This is a genomic window from Amycolatopsis sp. CA-126428, assembly GCF_002904335.1.
Taxonomy (GTDB): domain Bacteria; phylum Actinomycetota; class Actinomycetes; order Mycobacteriales; family Pseudonocardiaceae; genus Amycolatopsis.
On sequence record NZ_PPHF01000153.1, the window covers coordinates 22802 to 38284 of the forward strand.

At 71.3% G+C, this 15483-nt stretch carries 12 protein-coding genes and 1 pseudogene; 9 read left to right on the forward strand and 4 right to left on the reverse strand.

Annotated features, from left to right (window positions below; genetic code table 11):
• Positions 1 to 34: 34 nt before the first annotated feature.
• A complete protein-coding gene (locus C2L58_RS38315) occupies positions 35 to 2755 on the reverse strand; it encodes an ATP-binding protein (protein ID WP_158264228.1) in 2721 nt (906 codons plus the stop codon).
• Between the two features lie 140 nt (positions 2756 to 2895).
• Here C2L58_RS38315 and C2L58_RS38320 point away from each other — a divergent pair, with 140 nt between their 5' ends.
• The 6 genes and pseudogenes from C2L58_RS38320 (at position 2896) to C2L58_RS38340 (ending at position 8827) form a co-directional block, all read left to right on the forward strand.
• On the forward strand, positions 2896 to 3402 hold the full coding sequence (locus tag C2L58_RS38320) for an RICIN domain-containing protein (RefSeq protein ID WP_103342538.1): 507 nt from the start codon (positions 2896 to 2898) through the stop codon (positions 3400 to 3402).
• 641 nt (positions 3403 to 4043) lie between these two features.
• On the forward strand, positions 4044 to 4319 hold the full coding sequence (locus tag C2L58_RS51030) for a serine hydrolase domain-containing protein (RefSeq protein ID WP_233226175.1): 276 nt from the start codon (positions 4044 to 4046) through the stop codon (positions 4317 to 4319).
• Positions 4320 to 4459: 140 nt separating this feature from the next.
• Entirely contained in the window at positions 4460 to 4642 is a 183-nt protein-coding gene (locus tag C2L58_RS51035) for a hypothetical protein (protein ID WP_233226176.1), read from the forward strand.
• Between the two features lie 117 nt (positions 4643 to 4759).
• A pseudogene (locus C2L58_RS51040) lies at positions 4760 to 4940 on the forward strand (hypothetical protein); the annotation flags it as partial.
• 342 nt (positions 4941 to 5282) lie between these two features.
• The gene (locus tag C2L58_RS38335; RefSeq protein WP_103342514.1) at positions 5283 to 7256 is read left to right on the forward strand and encodes a hypothetical protein; all 1974 of its coding nucleotides are present in this window, start codon (positions 5283 to 5285) and stop codon (positions 7254 to 7256) included.
• A gap of 2 nt (positions 7257 to 7258) precedes the next feature.
• Positions 7259 to 8827 (forward strand): hypothetical protein, encoded by a 1569-nt coding sequence (locus tag C2L58_RS38340; RefSeq protein WP_233226177.1) that lies wholly within the window; start codon positions 7259 to 7261, stop codon positions 8825 to 8827.
• A 67-nt stretch (positions 8828 to 8894) separates the two neighbouring features.
• Here the strand turns inward: C2L58_RS38340 and C2L58_RS38345 are convergent, their stop codons facing one another.
• Both C2L58_RS38345 and C2L58_RS38350 read right to left on the reverse strand, forming a co-directional pair.
• On the reverse strand, positions 8895 to 9923 hold the full coding sequence (locus tag C2L58_RS38345) for a hypothetical protein (protein ID WP_146073749.1): 1029 nt from the start codon (positions 9921 to 9923) through the stop codon (positions 8895 to 8897).
• Positions 9924 to 10270: 347 nt separating this feature from the next.
• The gene (locus tag C2L58_RS38350) at positions 10271 to 10915 is read right to left on the reverse strand and encodes a TetR/AcrR family transcriptional regulator (protein ID WP_103342516.1); all 645 of its coding nucleotides are present in this window, start codon (positions 10913 to 10915) and stop codon (positions 10271 to 10273) included.
• A 103-nt stretch (positions 10916 to 11018) separates the two neighbouring features.
• On the opposite strand from C2L58_RS38350, the gene C2L58_RS38355 reads away from it, so the two are divergent.
• The 3 genes from C2L58_RS38355 to C2L58_RS38365 are packed head-to-tail and all read left to right on the forward strand — an operon-like array spanning position 11019 to position 14715.
• Positions 11019 to 11507: a 2Fe-2S iron-sulfur cluster-binding protein gene (locus tag C2L58_RS38355; protein ID WP_103342517.1), complete on the forward strand. Its 489-nt coding sequence runs from the start codon at positions 11019 to 11021 to the stop codon at positions 11505 to 11507.
• On the forward strand, positions 11504 to 12499 hold the full coding sequence (locus tag C2L58_RS38360) for an FAD binding domain-containing protein (RefSeq protein ID WP_103342518.1): 996 nt from the start codon (positions 11504 to 11506) through the stop codon (positions 12497 to 12499). The genes C2L58_RS38355 and C2L58_RS38360 overlap by 4 nt, the downstream gene beginning before the upstream one ends.
• On the forward strand, positions 12496 to 14715 hold the full coding sequence (locus tag C2L58_RS38365) for a xanthine dehydrogenase family protein molybdopterin-binding subunit (protein ID WP_103342519.1): 2220 nt from the start codon (positions 12496 to 12498) through the stop codon (positions 14713 to 14715). Before C2L58_RS38360 ends, C2L58_RS38365 begins: the two co-directional genes overlap by 4 nt.
• A gap of 24 nt (positions 14716 to 14739) precedes the next feature.
• On the opposite strand, the gene C2L58_RS38370 is transcribed toward C2L58_RS38365, so the two are convergent.
• Positions 14740 to 15456 carry a DUF1345 domain-containing protein gene (locus C2L58_RS38370; RefSeq protein WP_103342520.1) on the reverse strand — a complete coding sequence of 239 codons (717 nt, stop codon included), beginning with the start codon at positions 15454 to 15456 and terminating at the stop codon, positions 14740 to 14742.
• Positions 15457 to 15483 lie beyond the last annotated feature (27 nt).

Sequence of the window (15483 nt, forward strand, 5' to 3'; positions counted from 1 at the left end):
CGCCTTCACAGCGTATGGACGCGCCGACGACGACTTACCTCGGCGAGTGGTGGTTCCGGTACGCGGCAGCGGCCTGAACGCGGTTGGCCACGCCGAGCTTGGCCAGCAGGGCGGAGACGTGATGCTCGACGGTCTTGCGAGACAGGGTCAACCGGCCCGCGATCTCGGCGTTGGACAACCCGTCGGCGAGCAGGGCGAGAACATCCACCTGGCGGACGGTCAAACCAGCCGGCTGGGCCGTCGTACTGCGACGGGGACCGCGCGGCATTCCGGTGACACCGCGTCGCCGCAGCCCGGCGCGTAGGCACCCGGCCGCCCGGGCCGCGCCGAGGCTGTCAAGGGTGCGCAGCGCCTCGACGGCCGCCGGGGGATCACCGGCCGACATCGCCTCGACCCGCAGGTAGGTGGCTCCGCGCGCGGCCCACTCCGCCGCCGCCTCTGCCCAGCTGCCACTGATCATCAACTGAAACGGCACTGCGACGGCGGTGGCCGTGCAATCAGTGGCACCAGCCCGCCAAAGCCGGTACGCCAGCACGCCGAGTTGGAACGGCTGGTGCACCGGCGCCGTCAGTTCGAGGCACTGCCGAGCCTCGTCGGCGGCACGGTCGGTGTCGCCGTTCCACAGGAAGTACTCCGAACGGGCCGCGGCCACCGGTGCCAGCCACTGAGCTTCGCCGATCTGGTCGGCTCGGCGCGCCGCTTCGTCCAATGTGGAGATGGCAGCCGGGTTCCCGCGCGCGGACTGGATTCGGCCCCTGGCCACGAGCGGCATCACCGCGGTGACGGCGAACTGGCCCGGCCGGGCCAGCGCGGCATCAGCGTCGGCGAGCGCACCGGCCCAATCGCAGCGCTGCATCCGCACGTGCGCTCGAGCGCCGATCAGGTACTGGGCGTAGCCGTCGAGGTTCTGTTCCCGGGCGTAGTGGAGCGCCCGGTCGATCAGCGCGACGGCGTTTCCGTACTGTGCCAGCTCTTCGGCTGTCACGCAGGCCAGGTTCAGCTTGGCGCGGACGGCCAGATCGACGTAGCCGTTGGCGGCGGCGCGTTCGTGTGCCGCTTCCAGCGCCGCCTGGGCGTCGCCGGCTTCGTCGGCCAACCGCGCGGTCTGCACGTTGATCGTCGCGTGGATCGCGGTCTCGACGTCGCCCACCTGTTCTGCGAGTGCGCGCGCCCGCTCCCCCAAGGCGATGGCCGCGCCGTGCTCGTAGGCCCGCATGTGTACCTGAGCCCGGTTGCTGTACGCCATCGCGAGTTGCCGGAGGGGCCGCCCGGCCGCCAGGACACCCACCGCCCGATCAGCCGCCGCCAAGGCCTGCGCCGAATGCCCTGTCCACCAGGCCAGCCGGGAGATCCAGCGGAGGTTCTCCGCGACCTGCTCCGGCTGCGCCAGCTCTTCCCGGATGGTCGCGGCCTGTTGCCTGGCCTGCAGACCCTCGACGAGCAGCCCGGCCAGGTACGCCTGCAGCGCGTACCGCTCAAGCAGCCCGGCGCATTGCTCAGGCGACAGCCGGCCCGCGTGATCGATGGCCGCCCGGTAGTGCGCCGCCGCCTCCCGGTGCGCGCCCTGACGGGCCGCGTCGGCCCCGGCCAGCTGCCCGTACCGCAGCACGGCACGGAGATCACCGGCGTGGCGCGCGTGGTGCACCAGCTGGCCCGGATCGATCCCGGGCACCCTGACCAGCACGTCCAGTACCCGTCGGTGCAGCTCGGCCCGGCGGGGCGGCGACAACGCGTCCTCCACTGCGCTGCGCAGCAACTCGTGCCGGAACGACACGCCGTCGCCGGCCGGGATCAGCACCCCGGCATCGACGCAGACATCGACCAGGTCGGCCGCGCCGGCGACGATCGCGGCGTCTGCGCGAGTCGGTACGACCGAAACCAGCCGGGCCAGCTCCCGCGCCGGCGCTGACAACGCGCGGAGCCGGTCGAGGATGAGATCCTGTACCGCACCCGGTACCGTCCGTCCGCCGGCCTTGACCAGTTCGGTCACCAGCAACGGATTGCCGCCGGTCAGCCGGTAGGCCTGAGCCGGATCCCGCCCGGCCTTGCGCGCCTGCTCGCCCACGCACTCCCGCGACAGCGGCAGCAGCGGTATTCGACGCACCACCGCACCGGGCAGCATCGCCAGCGTTCCCCGCAGCGGATGTTCGGGCCCCAGTTCGTCGTCGCGGTAGGTCACCACCAGCATCACCGGCAGGCGCCCGATTCGCCGGCCGAGCAGAGCGATCCAGTCCAGGGTGGCCTCGTCCGCCCAATGCACGTCCTCGACCACGATCACCGGCCGGGGTCGCTGCCGTGGCCCTGACAACTCGTCCAGGAACGCGGCGAAGATCTCCTCCTGAGCCGCCCCCGCACCCAGCCGGGCGGCCAGCGCACCACCCGCCTGCCGGCCGATGTCATGCAGGGGACCGAGCGCCCTGGGGGTGACCAGGCGGTCACACCCGCCCCAGAGGACGCGGGCGCGCCGCCCGCACCGCTCGGCGAACGCCGTCACCAGCGCCGATTTGCCCAGGCCCGCCTCGCCCGGCACCAGCGCAATCCGGCCACCGGTCGCGCTTTTGTGCAGCAGCGTGTCCAGCAGGTCCAACGCCGAGGAGCGTTCCCACAACTCCATGGACGGATGGTAATGGTGCGGCCCGAGTCGTCGGTCCGGCGTTTCTGTCGGGTACCGGCTCCCTCGTCCCTGAGTTGTGGGCCACCGCCGAGCCGCCAATATGGGCAGCCTCACCCTGTCACCGAGCCTCAGGCCCGCCATAGCGTCCTGCCGGTCCGAATTCGCCGCTGCTGGCAGCGCGGAGTCTGGCCAGCCGGTCACGGCGGCGTCCGGCGGCGAGGAAGCCGCCGCCCTGATCTGCAGGAGCGACGAGTCGCAAGACCAACGAGAGGAACATTCCGATGAGAAAGCGTCCATTCCTGACCGCGCTCGGCAGCATCGCGGCACTCGCCGCAAGCATGCTGGCGTTCCCGACGGCGGCTTCGGCCGCCAACCCCGGCCAAATCAGCAATCCGATGCAGAGCGTCTGCCTCCAGCCCGAAAACGGATCGACAAGCGCCGGCGCACTGATCCTCCAGGCACCCTGCAACGGGTCGGCGGCGCAGCGCTGGACCCGGGACGGACTCCACTACGTCAACCTCGGTAGCGGCCTGTGCCTGAACGCCGGGGGCGAACGGGAGTCCGGCCACATCCTGTCCAGCCAGTGGCCGTGCAACGCGATCAGCAACGAGAACTGGCAGCCGGCGTCCTCCGTACCCGGCGCTGTCACCGCCCTGATCTCGCGGGTCTCCGGCACCAGCAACACCTGCCTCGAGCTCCCCGGAGGGTTCCCCGGTGTCGGCAACGCCGCGTGGCTCAGCAGGTGCAACGGATCCCTCCCCCAACAGTGGCTCGTTCCGTCCAGCTAGAAACCCCGGCCGAGACTGTGCGCGCAACGTTGCGGGCTGCACCGTTGCGCGCGCGGCGTCCGCCATGCCACGGCCGACGCCACCGGCCCGGCCCCATGCGCCGACTCGAAGACCCTCCCCGGGCACCCGGTCTCCCGTCACATGGCCCTTGTCGTCCTGCCGGCGCTCGTCGGCCACGACCGCCGCGGCCACCTCGTTGGGCTCCGGCTCGGTGAACGGGGACTGGGCAGTGGCTGCCGCCTCGGCAAGCTGGGCCGGCAGGCTGCTCCCAGGCTTCAGCCACCGGATGACAACCGCGGCACAGGACAAGTGCACCAGTGGCCGGCTCCGGGAGGTCCGGTAGGGATCATCCCGGATGCTGCGGGCGGCACTCCACCGCAACGCTGGTTGCCTCACCGACCCGGAGGACGATCCGTTGAGACACCCAGGAACCAGGCTCACCGCGCTGTCGCAGGCCTGTCGTTCGCCATGGTCGGAACTGCCGCCGCGAGCGGCGGTCCCGACCGTCAAGCGATCATCCGGGCACTGGACCTGATGACCACGACCGGAGCCGCCGGCGCGCAGGTTCGGATCGCCGCCGGCGGCCAGGAGTTCACCGCCCGCAGCGGCGTCGCCCGGCTGGGATCCCCCACGGCGTGCCGGTGAACGGGCGGTTCCGGATCGCCAGCGTCACCAAGACCTTCACCGCCACTGTCCTGCTCCAGCTCGCCGGCGAAGGGCGGCTGGCCCTCGACGACACCGTGTCCCGGTACCTGCCCGGACTGCTTCCCGACGGGGACCGGATCACCGTCCGCATGCTGCTGCGGCACAGCAGCGGCCTGGACAACTACTCCGACGACCTCACGGGCGACCCGGTCGAGCTCCAGCGGCACTGGGACCCCCAGGACCTGGTGGCCATGGCCACCGCCCACCCCTGAACTTCCCGCCCGGCACCGCGTCGAAGTACTCCAACACCGACTACATCGTCGCCGGGCTGCCCGGCGACCGCACCGCCATCCCCGGCCCGCGCCCCCACGGCTACACACCCCGCGACGGCACACTCGTCGACGTCACCGCGATGAACCCGTCCGTCGGCTGGGCCGCCGGCGAGATCATCTCCACCACCGCCGACCTCGACACCTTCACCGCAGCCCTGTTCGGCGGCCGGCTGCTCACCCCCGCACAACTCGCGACGTCCCTGGCTACGACACGCTCCTGGCCACCACCCGCGACGGCCGCATCCGCCTGCAACTGTCCCTGACCACCGCCACCCGGCAAACGCCGCTGCAGGGCTATCGCCAGCTCGTCGACGAAGTCTTCTGCGGGTGAGGAAACCCATGGCGCTGCTCGCCGTCGAGCGCATTAAGGGGAAGACGCCGAATTCACTGCCACTGTCGCCTCGACCCAGTACGGCTACGACTTCGGCGTGGCCGTGATCATGGTGCTGGCCGCGTTGTCGGTGACCACCGAATACCGCTTCGGCACGATCCGCACGACCTTCCAGGCGGTACCGGGGCGCAGGCCCGGCCCTGCTCGCCCAGACCGCGGTGGTGGCGATCGCGGTCACCGTGGCGAACCACCGCGACGCCTGAGGAGGGGCAGCCGGTTTCCGGTCGTCGCCGGAGCAGATCCGGCCCGAGCCGGAGCAGTGTGGCGATCCACTTCGGCCGGGCGATCACCGTCAACGGCGTGGTCGGCTGTGCTTCCCCCGGGTGGCACGACCTGCGCCTCGTCGCCCCACGACCGGCCGGTGGCGGGTAGGCACGTCGCGGCTGCCGCCCCTGGCCGGAACGGCAGGTGCCGGGTTGATCGGTACACTCGTTCGGACCAATTCCGGCCCGCAGGGGCCGTTTGCCGGAGTTTTCCTGACTCCGGGCGCGTCACCTCCTACGCTCAGTCGGGTGGACGGCATCGAGAGTCTCCGGCACGCGATCGAGACGATCCCCATTCCCGGCGCCCCGCCTCGCCTGTCCCGGCAGGGCGCCGCGGTCGGGCTGGCGCTCTTGGACACCTCGCTGCGGCTCAACCACGTGCGCCGGCTGACGGAGCGGCTGACCGTGGTCGAGCACGGGACTGCGCGCCGGAGCACCGAGGTCGACGTCAGCCTCAAGCTGCTCGACGAGGGACAGCGGCAGGCCACCGCGCAGCTGCAGGACCTCATCGGGCGGGAACACGGCGAGCGGGCCGCGTCGCGGCCGGCGCGGCACCGGTCGCTCTGGGTTCCGCTGGCCCGGCTGCCGCGCCGCGACGTCTCCCCCATCGACGTCTTCGACAGCTCAGGGCAGAAACTGCCGCGGCTCACCCAGCACGAGGCGTCCCGGCTGGTCGCCGCGGGGCTCTACCGGCTGCTGCGGGGGATCCTCGCCGGCGACGAGAACGCGCAGACCGCCAAGCACGAGCTGAACACCTTCCTGTTCCAGGTGCACGAGCCGCGCTGGCTGATCCAGCAGGCGCTGTTGACGCTGCTCACCGAGCGGAACCACCCGGAAGAGGAGTTCACGCTGGCGCCGGCCGGCGGCACGGTGCCCGGCTACGGCCGGCAATGCCGGGAGCTGGCGCTGGACGTCCTCTCCGGCTGTTCCGACCTGCTCGTCGAATACGCGTACCTGCTGAACGTCGCCGTCCGCGACTACATGCTCGTGGTGGCGCTGGACGACTCGGTCGAGGAACACCGGCTCAGCTACGAAACCCCGCTGCGCGTCGACGCGCGCCAGTCCGTCGCGAACGAGCAGTGGCGGCGGCTGGCCGCCAGCCGCCGCGGCTACGTCGTGAGCTACGAGACCATGATCCCGGCCACGCTGAAGTCCTACCACCTGGTGGCGCGGACCGCGCCGGAAGCCGAGATCTCCCGGATGTACCTGTCCACCGACGCCGACCAGCACCAGGTGGACGGCCTGGCCGAAGACCTGCTGTCGCTGGCCGAACGGCAGGACGCCGCCCCGTTGCAGGAGGCCGACGGCGCCCGGCACAAGATCCTCGAGCTGCAGGCGCAGACCGTGCTGCGCCGGCTGGCGGACCTGGTGCGGCGACGCAAATGGGAAGCGGGCCAGTCCGGGGTGGAGCTGTCTCCGCGGAGCCTGCCGGCCTGCCACCTGCTCACCGCCGCGGCCACGACGGGCGAGGCCGTGCGGACCGACTCGGGCGAGCTGGACAACTCCCTGCGGCGGCACCCGGAGTTCACGGCCGCGAACCTGCGCGAGGCCGCCCGCGAGCTGACCGACCGGGAGTTCGGGCAGGACCTCGTCCTGGTCAACGGCATCGCCGAAGACGAGGCGCGCGCGTACTGGCGCCGGTCCGGCGGTCCCGACCCGCGCGGCGACCACATCCGGGTACGCGCGACGCTCGTGCTCAAGGACTCGACGAAGGCCGGCCCGCTCAACGTGACGTTCTACGCGCTGGCCGTCGCGACGGTCTCCTTCGTGCTCGGGTGGCTGCTGGTGGGCCGTCCGTGGCCGTACGGCCGGGAAGCCACCGAAGCCCTCGGCCACATCGGCGACGGCCAGTCCGTGATCACCATGCTGCTGCTGTTGCCCGGCTTCCTCTACAGCCGCCTGTCGCTGCCGCCACGCCGGACCGTGCTCGGCTACCTCGGCACCCTGCCGCAGGCGCTGGTCCAGCTGAGCATCGCGGCCGTCGCCGGGTTCGCCGCGGCCGTCGCGACGCAGAGCCGGGGCGAGGTCGTGCAGGTCACGCTCACCATCGCGGTGGCACTGCCGGTGCTGGCCGCGCTCGTGCTGTTGAGCCGGGCGTCGTGGCGCGAATCGGCGATCCCGCTGTCGCGCATCGGGGCGCCGCGCTGGGCGGGCGCCGGCGCCTGGGACCGCCGCGAGCCGCTGGACGCCGACGTGCGGTTCGACTCGTCCGGCGGGTGGTGAGGGTGCGCCAGCGGATCTCCGTGCGGAACGTGGCCGACCTGGCGCGGGCCGGCTTCGAGATCGCGCGGCAGCCGGTGACCAAAGTGGACTTCGAGGTGCACCACGCGGCGGCCCGCGCCGGCTACCTGCGCGAGCTCGTGTCCGCGGGCACCGACAGCGCGGTTTTCCTGGAAACGCTGTGTTCGGCCACGAACGGCGCCGGAGTCGTGATCGGCACCCGCACCCGCAAGCCCCTCGACGGCACCGAGGTGGTCGAGCGCGTCGACGGCCAGCAGCCGGCGGAGCGCCCCCAGCAGAACGTGGGCAGCTGGGTCTTCCAGCAGACGACCTCGCCGAACCCGACGTTCATCTACGAGTCGGCGCAGACCTTCGAGGGCCTGATCGCTGTCGACCCGGGGGCGCGCGAAGTCTTCGAGTGGCACGGCCTGGCCGTCCGCGACCTGGTGAAGGAGATCTCCGAGGCCGCGTCGTCGCTCATCGACGCGCCCCTCTTGTCGCTGCAGTGCCCGGCCCAGCTGCCGACGATCGTGAAGACCCGCAATCACGACCTGCGCACCCGCAAGGAGGTCGCGCCGCCGTGCGCGTCGCTGGCGGTCCGGTTCGCGATCGCCCTGCGGGACGTGTCCGTCGCCGCCCGGTTCGAACTGGCCGACCGGTTCCGCGAGCTGTGCGAGAAGCACGGCTACAGCCTGTGGCTCGCCGACACGCGGCCCGGCCACCGCCAGGGGAACTGGTTCGAGGTCTCCCACGCCGACGGCCGGTTTTCGCCGATGTACCGGGGAGAGCTCCGGTCCCGCCAGCGGATCGGCACGATCCTGCCGCTGACCTTCGTCGGCCCGGCGCGCATCGGCTCCACCCACGCGATCGTCTCCTTCCTGCAGCGCTACACCCAGGTGGGGGTGGTCGGCTGCGCGGGCACGACGCTGTCGGACGTCGCGTTCGTCCACCTGCAGCTGTCGATCCACGGCGTGGCCGCGGACCGGCTGAACCGCATCCTCGGCAAGCTGCTCGGCGAGTCATCGACGCCGGCCCGGCCGCACAAGCTGCTGCGCGAGCTGTTCAAACGGCTCGGCCTGCCGCCCGACCCCGACGGGCCGGGCTCGGCCGCGCCGGACCCGACCAGCGACTACCAGACGTTCGCCGGCCCCGCGTTCGCCTACCGCCCCTTCCAGATGCCCGACTGCATGGCCGTGTGGGTGTCGTGGGAGGTCGCCCGCCAGCACCGGGGCCTCGCGGCGCCGCTGGACTGCCTGTACCGGGCGTTGGCGCAGATCGCGCCCGAAGTGCCCGTGGCGGACACCACGGCGTCGGCGGCCGACCTGGCCACGGTCGAATACCTCATCTGCCGCGCCACCGAGCAGTCGGTGGTCCGGGGCAAAGCGAAGCTGGCCGTGCCCAAATCGATCCTGCAGCAGTTCTCCTCGGGCGGCGTCGAACAGCCCGCGGCGAAGTTGTGCTCGTCGCTGGAAGAGGCGTGGAAGGCGCACGTCGACCAGTCCGAGGTGGACGGTGTGGGCGAGCTGACGGTGGCCTGGCGCGAGTCCTGGCTCGGCCACTGGACCTACTCGTGACCGCGGCGCCGACTGCCGACGGCGGCACTCCCCTGTTTGCCGCGACGAGACGAGGTTCGCACGGGAATCAATCCGGCGGACGCGAAGCCTGAGACACGTGGGCCCGCGCTTCGGCCACAGCCCGATGCTGATCGTCGTCGGTCATGTAGAAGTAGTCGGGGATGAGCCCCAGCCGCACCAAGTACTTCTGTATGACGTCTTGGTCGAGCACTTCATCGGAGGAGTTGTCCAGGGTGCTCATCCATGAACGCCAGATCTCCTTCTCGAGATCGCTGACAGAAGGGACATGAAACTCGGTTGCCAGCTGACCAAAGCGACCGATTGCGTCGATCCTCGCATCGATCTCGGCGTCGAATGCGGTCAAGCCGGCTTCCCAGTTCGTGAGCGTGGAGACCATGTCCAGCGTCTGGTCCCAGCTCATATCACCCGAGCCTTGATCGATGTGCGATCGAACCTGGGCTATGCAGTACTCGGCATTGCCGAGTTCAAGTCCGAACTTGGGAGCGACGGCCACGACGGCACGAGCGACCCTTTCGACTTCCGCGATTCGCTGCCACGCGTCCGCTTCGGCGTCACGACTCCCACCCGAAGCCGCCGGCACGGACGGGCGGCCGACCGCGCCGGACGCCGTCGAACCTGCGACGCTGCTGACGGTGTTGGAGCCGACGTTGAACGCCCACCACAGCGCCGTGAAGGGTGCGGCCGCCGCTGCGGCGGGGAACGCCACCGCGGCCGCCGCAGTAATCAGGACGGCCGCCGCCGTGCCCACCACTATGCCCTCGATGAAGTTTTGGCTCGCCGCCTCCGCGTTGCCCTCCGCCAGCTTGGAACTGTGTCTGTCCCACGCCGCTCCCCACGACGAGGCATACCCGGTCCTCATCGAGCGGTAGGCTCCGATCGCGGCGTCCGCTCGAGAGTTGAAGGCGGCTACTTTCCCCAGCCGGACGGTCGCCGCGGCCCTGATTTGCTGAGCCCGGTCGAGTGCGGTCTCAGCACCGATCGGGACGCCGGGTGCACCGTCTCGTTGCACCGCGTGAGGTTGCTCGGCGATCGCTCCGAGCACTGCACGATTGCCGACGGTCCGCTGCAGGCCCATCACAAAACCCGGCGAACTCCGTTCGTCCAATTGAGCCCGGCGCGGAGAGATACCAGGCCGGGGCTGAACCGGAGATGCTTCGCCACGAATCTCATGTCGCATTGGCGCTCCCTGCGGAAGGGCATGAAACCGGAGTCTCATGCGCTGGACGACAGCCCGAAAGAGCCGTGAGGGCAGACTTCTGGGCCGCCGAGAAGCCGCCGTCGCCTGATTCGCTGAGAGTTGCGGTCTGCCGCAGGGTGGGGTGGGCGAAGCTCGCTGCCCGTCGGGCAGCAGCCGAACCAGCGCGGAACGAACAGGCCGGGCCGGTGGGCACGAACGCGGCCGCGCCGGCGCCTGGTGGTCCGTCAGCGCAGGGTCGGCAATCCGGCGGCCAACGCGGCGAGCGCACGCTTCAGCGTCGGCAGGAACGGGAGGCACGCCGCGGCCAGGTCCGGGTTCTGGGCGTAGACCTCGCGCAGCGTCGGCGGTGGGTTCGCGGCCGGGTAGACCATCCCCGCCAAGCCGCTGGCCGCGCCGGCCAGCTCGGCTCCTTCGCCCTCGGTCAGGTCCGGGCACGCCCGGGCGACCGCCGCGCCGAGTTCGGTGATGGTTCCCAGCACCACTCGCTTGAAGTCGCGGGCGGCCGGGACCGAGACGTTGTGCTCCAGCGACGTCGCGGTGTGGCCCAGCAGGTCGCAGAACAGCGTCCGTTCGGCGAGCGTCTCGGCCAGCACGTCGACGACGTCGTTCCCCGCCGTGAGCCGCCGGGTGACCTCGTCCGCCCACTCGCGCCAGCACGCGGAGGCCAGCTCGAGGTAGATCTCCTCGCGGGTACCGAAGTAGCGGGTGACGTTGGACTTGGCCAGCCCCACGGCGGTGGCGACGCTGCCCAGGCTCACGTTGCGCACGCCGGATTCCAGAGCGAGCTCACGGGCCGCCGCGAGGATGGCCACGCGCCGCTGCTCCTTCTGCTCCGGCCGCCTGGCCCGCATGAACATCGACTGAGACATATCTCAGCCATCATACGGTCCACTTAACAGGACAACGTTCTCTTGTTAAGAGTACGTCGTTCTGTTAATTTGGCGGGCACCGTCACGAGCGAAGGGAATCCACGTGGTCGAGGTGCGATTGCGGGTCAACGGGGTCGACGAGCTGCTCGACCTCCCACCACAGGTCAGCCTGCTCGACGCGCTGCGCGAGCGGCTGGGGCTGACCGGCGCGAAGAAGGGCTGCGACCAGGGCGCCTGCGGCGCGTGCACCGTCCTCGCCGACGGCGAGCGGATCAACTCCTGCCTCGCGCTGGCCGTGCAGTACACCGGCCGCGAAATCACCACCATCGAGGGCGTCGACGACCCGCTGCAGCGGGCTTTCGTCCGCCACGACGGCTTCCAGTGCGGCTACTGCACCTCCGGCCAGATCTGCTCGGCGATCGGGATGCTGGCCGAGCACAAGAACGGCACGCCGAGCGCGGTCACCGAACACCTCGCCGGACCCGGTGGCGAACTGACGGACGCGGAGATCCGGGAGCGCATGAGCGGCAACCTGTGCCGCTGCGGCGCCTACAACGGGATCGTCCACGCCATCCAGGAGGTCGCGGGATGAGGTCGTTCACCTACCTGAGCGCCCCGGACGTCGAGACGGCGGTCCGCGCGATCGCCACCGAGCCGAACGCGAAGTTCCTCGGCGGCGGGACGAACCTCGTCGACCTGATGCGCGAGGACATCGAGCAGCCCGACGTGGTCCTCGACATCACCCGGCTGCCGCTGACCGGGATCGACGAGCTGCCCGGCGGCGGCCTGCGGATCGGCGCGCTCGTCCGCAACAGCGGGCTCGCGGCCCACCCCCTGGTCCGGACCCGCTACCCGGTGCTCGCCCAGGCCGTCCTCAACGGCGCCTCGGCCCAGCTGCGGAACATGGCGACCGTCGGCGGCAACCTGCTGCAGCGCACCCGGTGCCTCTACTTCTACGACGGGGCGGCCGCGTGCAACAAACGCGAGCCGGGCAGCGGCTGCGCCGCGATCGGCGGGTTCGCCCGCAACGCCGGCGTCCTCGGGGTCAGCGATCACTGCATCGCCACCCACCCCTCCGACATGGCGGTCGCGCTGGCCGCGCTCGACGCAGAAGTCGAAGTGGAGAGCACGCGCGGCACCCGCCGCCTCCCGCTGACCGAGTTCCACCGCCTGCCCGGCAGCACTCCGCAGGTCGAGACCGCGCTGGCCGCGGACGAGCTGATCACCGCCATCGAGCTGCCCGCCCTGCCGATCGCCGCGCACTCCCGCTACCGCAAGGTGCGCGACCGCGCGTCCTACGCCTTCGCCCTGGTCTCGGTCGCGGCCGCGCTGGAGACCGAAGACGGCGTCGTGACCGGCGTCCGCCTGGCGCTCGGCGGTGTCTCCGCGAAACCGTGGCGAGCCCGCGAGGCCGAGCGGATCCTGCTCGGCGCGCCGGCGACCGAAGAGTCCTTCCGCCGGGCGGCCGCCGCCGAGCTGGCGCCCGCGGTGGGGCACCGGGACAACATCTTCAAGATCGAGCTCGCGCAGCGCACGATGGTCGCGACGCTGCGGCAGCTGCTCACCGACGGGAGCGCCGCATGACCAGCACCCTGCCCGCGACGGAGACCGGCGGCGCGATCGTCGGCAAGCCGATCGACCGAGTCGACGGCACGGCCAAGACCACCGGCGCCGCGCTCTTTTCGGCCGAGTATCCCCTCCCCGGCCTGGCGCACGCGGCGCTGGTGCACTCGACCATCAGCCGCGGCCGGATCACCGCGATCGGGACCGAGTCCGCGGCGGCCGTCCCCGGCGTCGTCGCGGTGCTCACCCACCTCAACGCTCCTCCGCTGAAACCGGCCCCGAAGGTGAGCCCGCTCAACCTCGCCACCCTGGTCTCCGGCACTTCGGTCGACTACCTCAACACCGACGAGGTGCACTGGGACGGCCAGCCGGTGGCGGTCGTTGTCGCCGACACCCTCGAAGCCGCTCGCGAAGCCGCCGGGCTGGTCACCGTGACCTACGAAACGTGGCCGTCCACTGTGGACTTCGCCGCCGAAGAGAAGAACGCCAAGCCGCAGAAGAACAACCTGATCATGCCCGGCGGGGCGAAGAAGGGGGACGCCGAGGCCGCGCTCGCCGCGGCGCCGGTGTCGCTCGATCTGCGGTTCACCACGCCGACGCACCACCACAACGCGATCGAGCCGCACGCGACTACCGCGGCCTGGAACGGCGACCGGCTGACCATCCACGACGGCACGCAGAGCATCGACTGGGTCCGCACGCACCTCGCCCTGCGGTTCGGTGTCCCGGCCGCGAACGTGCGGGTGATCGCCCCGTTCGTCGGCGGCGGCTTCGGCGGCAAGGGCATGGTCTGGCCCGGCACGATCCTCGCCGCGCTGGCGGCCCGCGCGACCGGCCGGCCGGTCCGGCTGATGCTCACCCGGGAAGGCGTCTACCGCACGGTCGGCGGGCGCACGCCGTCCACGCAGCGGGTCGCCCTCGGCGCCGGCACCGACGGCAGGCTGACCGCGCTCATCCACACCAGCGTGACGCGCACCGGGCGGGTCGGCGGCGGACCCGAGCAGGTGACGTCGCAGTCGAAGCACCTCTACGCCGCCGAAAACATCCTGGTCCAGCAGAACCTGGTCGAGCTGGACCTGCTCTCGAACACCTCGATGCGCGCGCCCGGCGAGTCGATCGGGACCTACGCGCTGGAGGCGTCGATCGACGAGCTCGCCTACCGGGTCGGCGTCGACCCGATCGAGCTGCGGATGCGGAACGAACCGGCGACGAACCCGATCGACGGCAAGAAGTTCACGCACCGGATGCTGCGCGAGGCCTACGCGCGGGGCGCCGAACGCTTCGGCTGGGCCGACCGGACGCCGGAACCGGGGTCGATGCGGGACGGGCGGTGGCTGGTCGGGATGGGCGTCGCGTCGGCGTACCACCCGGCCTGGCAGTTCGCCGCCAGCGTCACGGTCCGGCTCTCGGTCGACGGCACCGTCCTGGTGCGGTGCGGCTTCCACGAAATGGGCATGGGCGGCGCGACAGCGCAGGCGCAGATCGCCGCCGACGCGCTCGGGGTACCGTTCGAAGCGGTCCGGGTCGAGTACGGCGACTCCACGCTGCCGGTGAGCCCCGGGGCGGGCGGGTCCATGCAGACGGCGAGTATCGCCAACAGCCTGCTGGCCGCGTGCGAGAAGCTGAAGCGAGAGCTGGACACGCTGGCGAAACGCTCGGGTTCGGCCGGGATGAGCCCGGCGACGATCCTGGCCGAGGCCGGCGTGCCGTCGGTCGAAGCCGCCGTCGGCTCCGACACCCGGTTCGGCCGGGTGGCCGGGCAGCTGAAGTTCGCGGCGAAGTTCCTGCGCGACCAGCGGCGCTGGATGAAGGCCGCCTGCGGGGCCCAGTTCTGCGAGGTTCGCGTCGATCCGGACACCGGCGAGGTAGGGGTGTCGCGCTGGACCGCGGTGTTCGACGTCGGCCGGGTGATCAACGCGAAGACCGCGTCGAGCCAGCTGCGCGGCGGGATCGTGATGGGCATCGGCATGGCACTGGCCGAGGAGACCCTGGTCGACCCGCGCACGGGACGGATCATGAACCCGAGCCTCGCCGAGTACCACGTCCCGGTGCACGCGGACATCCCGCCGATCGACGTCGGCTACCTCGACGACCCGGACCCGACGATGCCGCTCGGCCTGATCGGCGTCGGCGAGGTGGGCATCACCGGCGTCGCGGGAGCGATCGCGAACGCGGTCCACCACGCGACCGGCCGGCGGATCCACGACCTCCCCATCACCCTCGACAAGCTGTTGTGAGACGACGCCAGCTTGGAGCCGGCGCTACTTCAGCACGCTGACCGCGCGGGCGATGACCAGCAGCGACGTCAGCAGCGCCGCGACGCTCTGCACCGCCATCAGCACCTTCGCCCGCGACGAAAGCGGCATCGTGTCGGTGGGGCTGAACGCCGTCGAATTGGTCACCGACACGTACAGGTAGTCCACCAGGGTCGGCACCCAGTCGGACTTGACGCTGGAGCCCGCGGCGACCTCCTCGACGGTGTCGCCGTTCTCGTCCTGGGAAAACCGGAAGTCGGCCAGGGGCAGGTCGGCGCGGGCCGCCTGGGTGCGCTTGACCGGGCCGCCGCGGTCCAGCTCCCAGTAGGCCAGGCCGAACGCGATCACGTTCGTCAGCCACACCTGCAGCGCCCCCAGCAGCAGGGCTTTCCCGTCGCCGGCCGCGCCGGCGACGAGATCGTGGATCAGCAGCCCCAGCGCCCCCAGGTTGGTGACGCCGATGACCACGACGAGCGCCAGGGACACGACCCGGGAAAACCGCGTCTGCCGGGTGACGCGCCGCGGGTTGATCGCGATCAACGGCACCAGCAGCACCATCTCCAGCGCGGGCACCACGAACCGGGGAAAGACGAGCAGCTGTTCGGGCAGGGCCAGGTAAAGCGCGATGGCCACGACGGTCGCGACGGCGGCCGGCAGGCGTGCCTCACCGCGGCGCTGGTGGCGAGGATGACGGGTGCGGACCTCGGCCCGGTCGGCTGGCATGACGGTGGCGGCTCCTCGGGAACGGCC

Coding starts and splice junctions, on each gene's coding strand:
- C2L58_RS38315 (WP_158264228.1), bottom strand. CDS start 2,755: ATGGCGGGCCTGAGGCTCGGTGACAGGGTGAGGCTGCCCATATTGGCG.
- C2L58_RS38320 (WP_103342538.1), top strand. CDS start 2,896: ATGAGAAAGCGTCCATTCCTGACCGCGCTCGGCAGCATCGCGGCACTC.
- C2L58_RS51035 (WP_233226176.1), top strand. CDS start 4,460: ATGAACCCGTCCGTCGGCTGGGCCGCCGGCGAGATCATCTCCACCACC.
- C2L58_RS38345 (WP_146073749.1), bottom strand. CDS start 9,923: ATGGGCCTGCAGCGGACCGTCGGCAATCGTGCAGTGCTCGGAGCGATC.
- C2L58_RS38350 (WP_103342516.1), bottom strand. CDS start 10,915: ATGTCTCAGTCGATGTTCATGCGGGCCAGGCGGCCGGAGCAGAAGGAG.
- C2L58_RS38360 (WP_103342518.1), top strand. CDS start 11,504: ATGAGGTCGTTCACCTACCTGAGCGCCCCGGACGTCGAGACGGCGGTC.
- C2L58_RS38365 (WP_103342519.1), top strand. CDS start 12,496: ATGACCAGCACCCTGCCCGCGACGGAGACCGGCGGCGCGATCGTCGGC.
- C2L58_RS38370 (WP_103342520.1), bottom strand. CDS start 15,456: ATGCCAGCCGACCGGGCCGAGGTCCGCACCCGTCATCCTCGCCACCAG.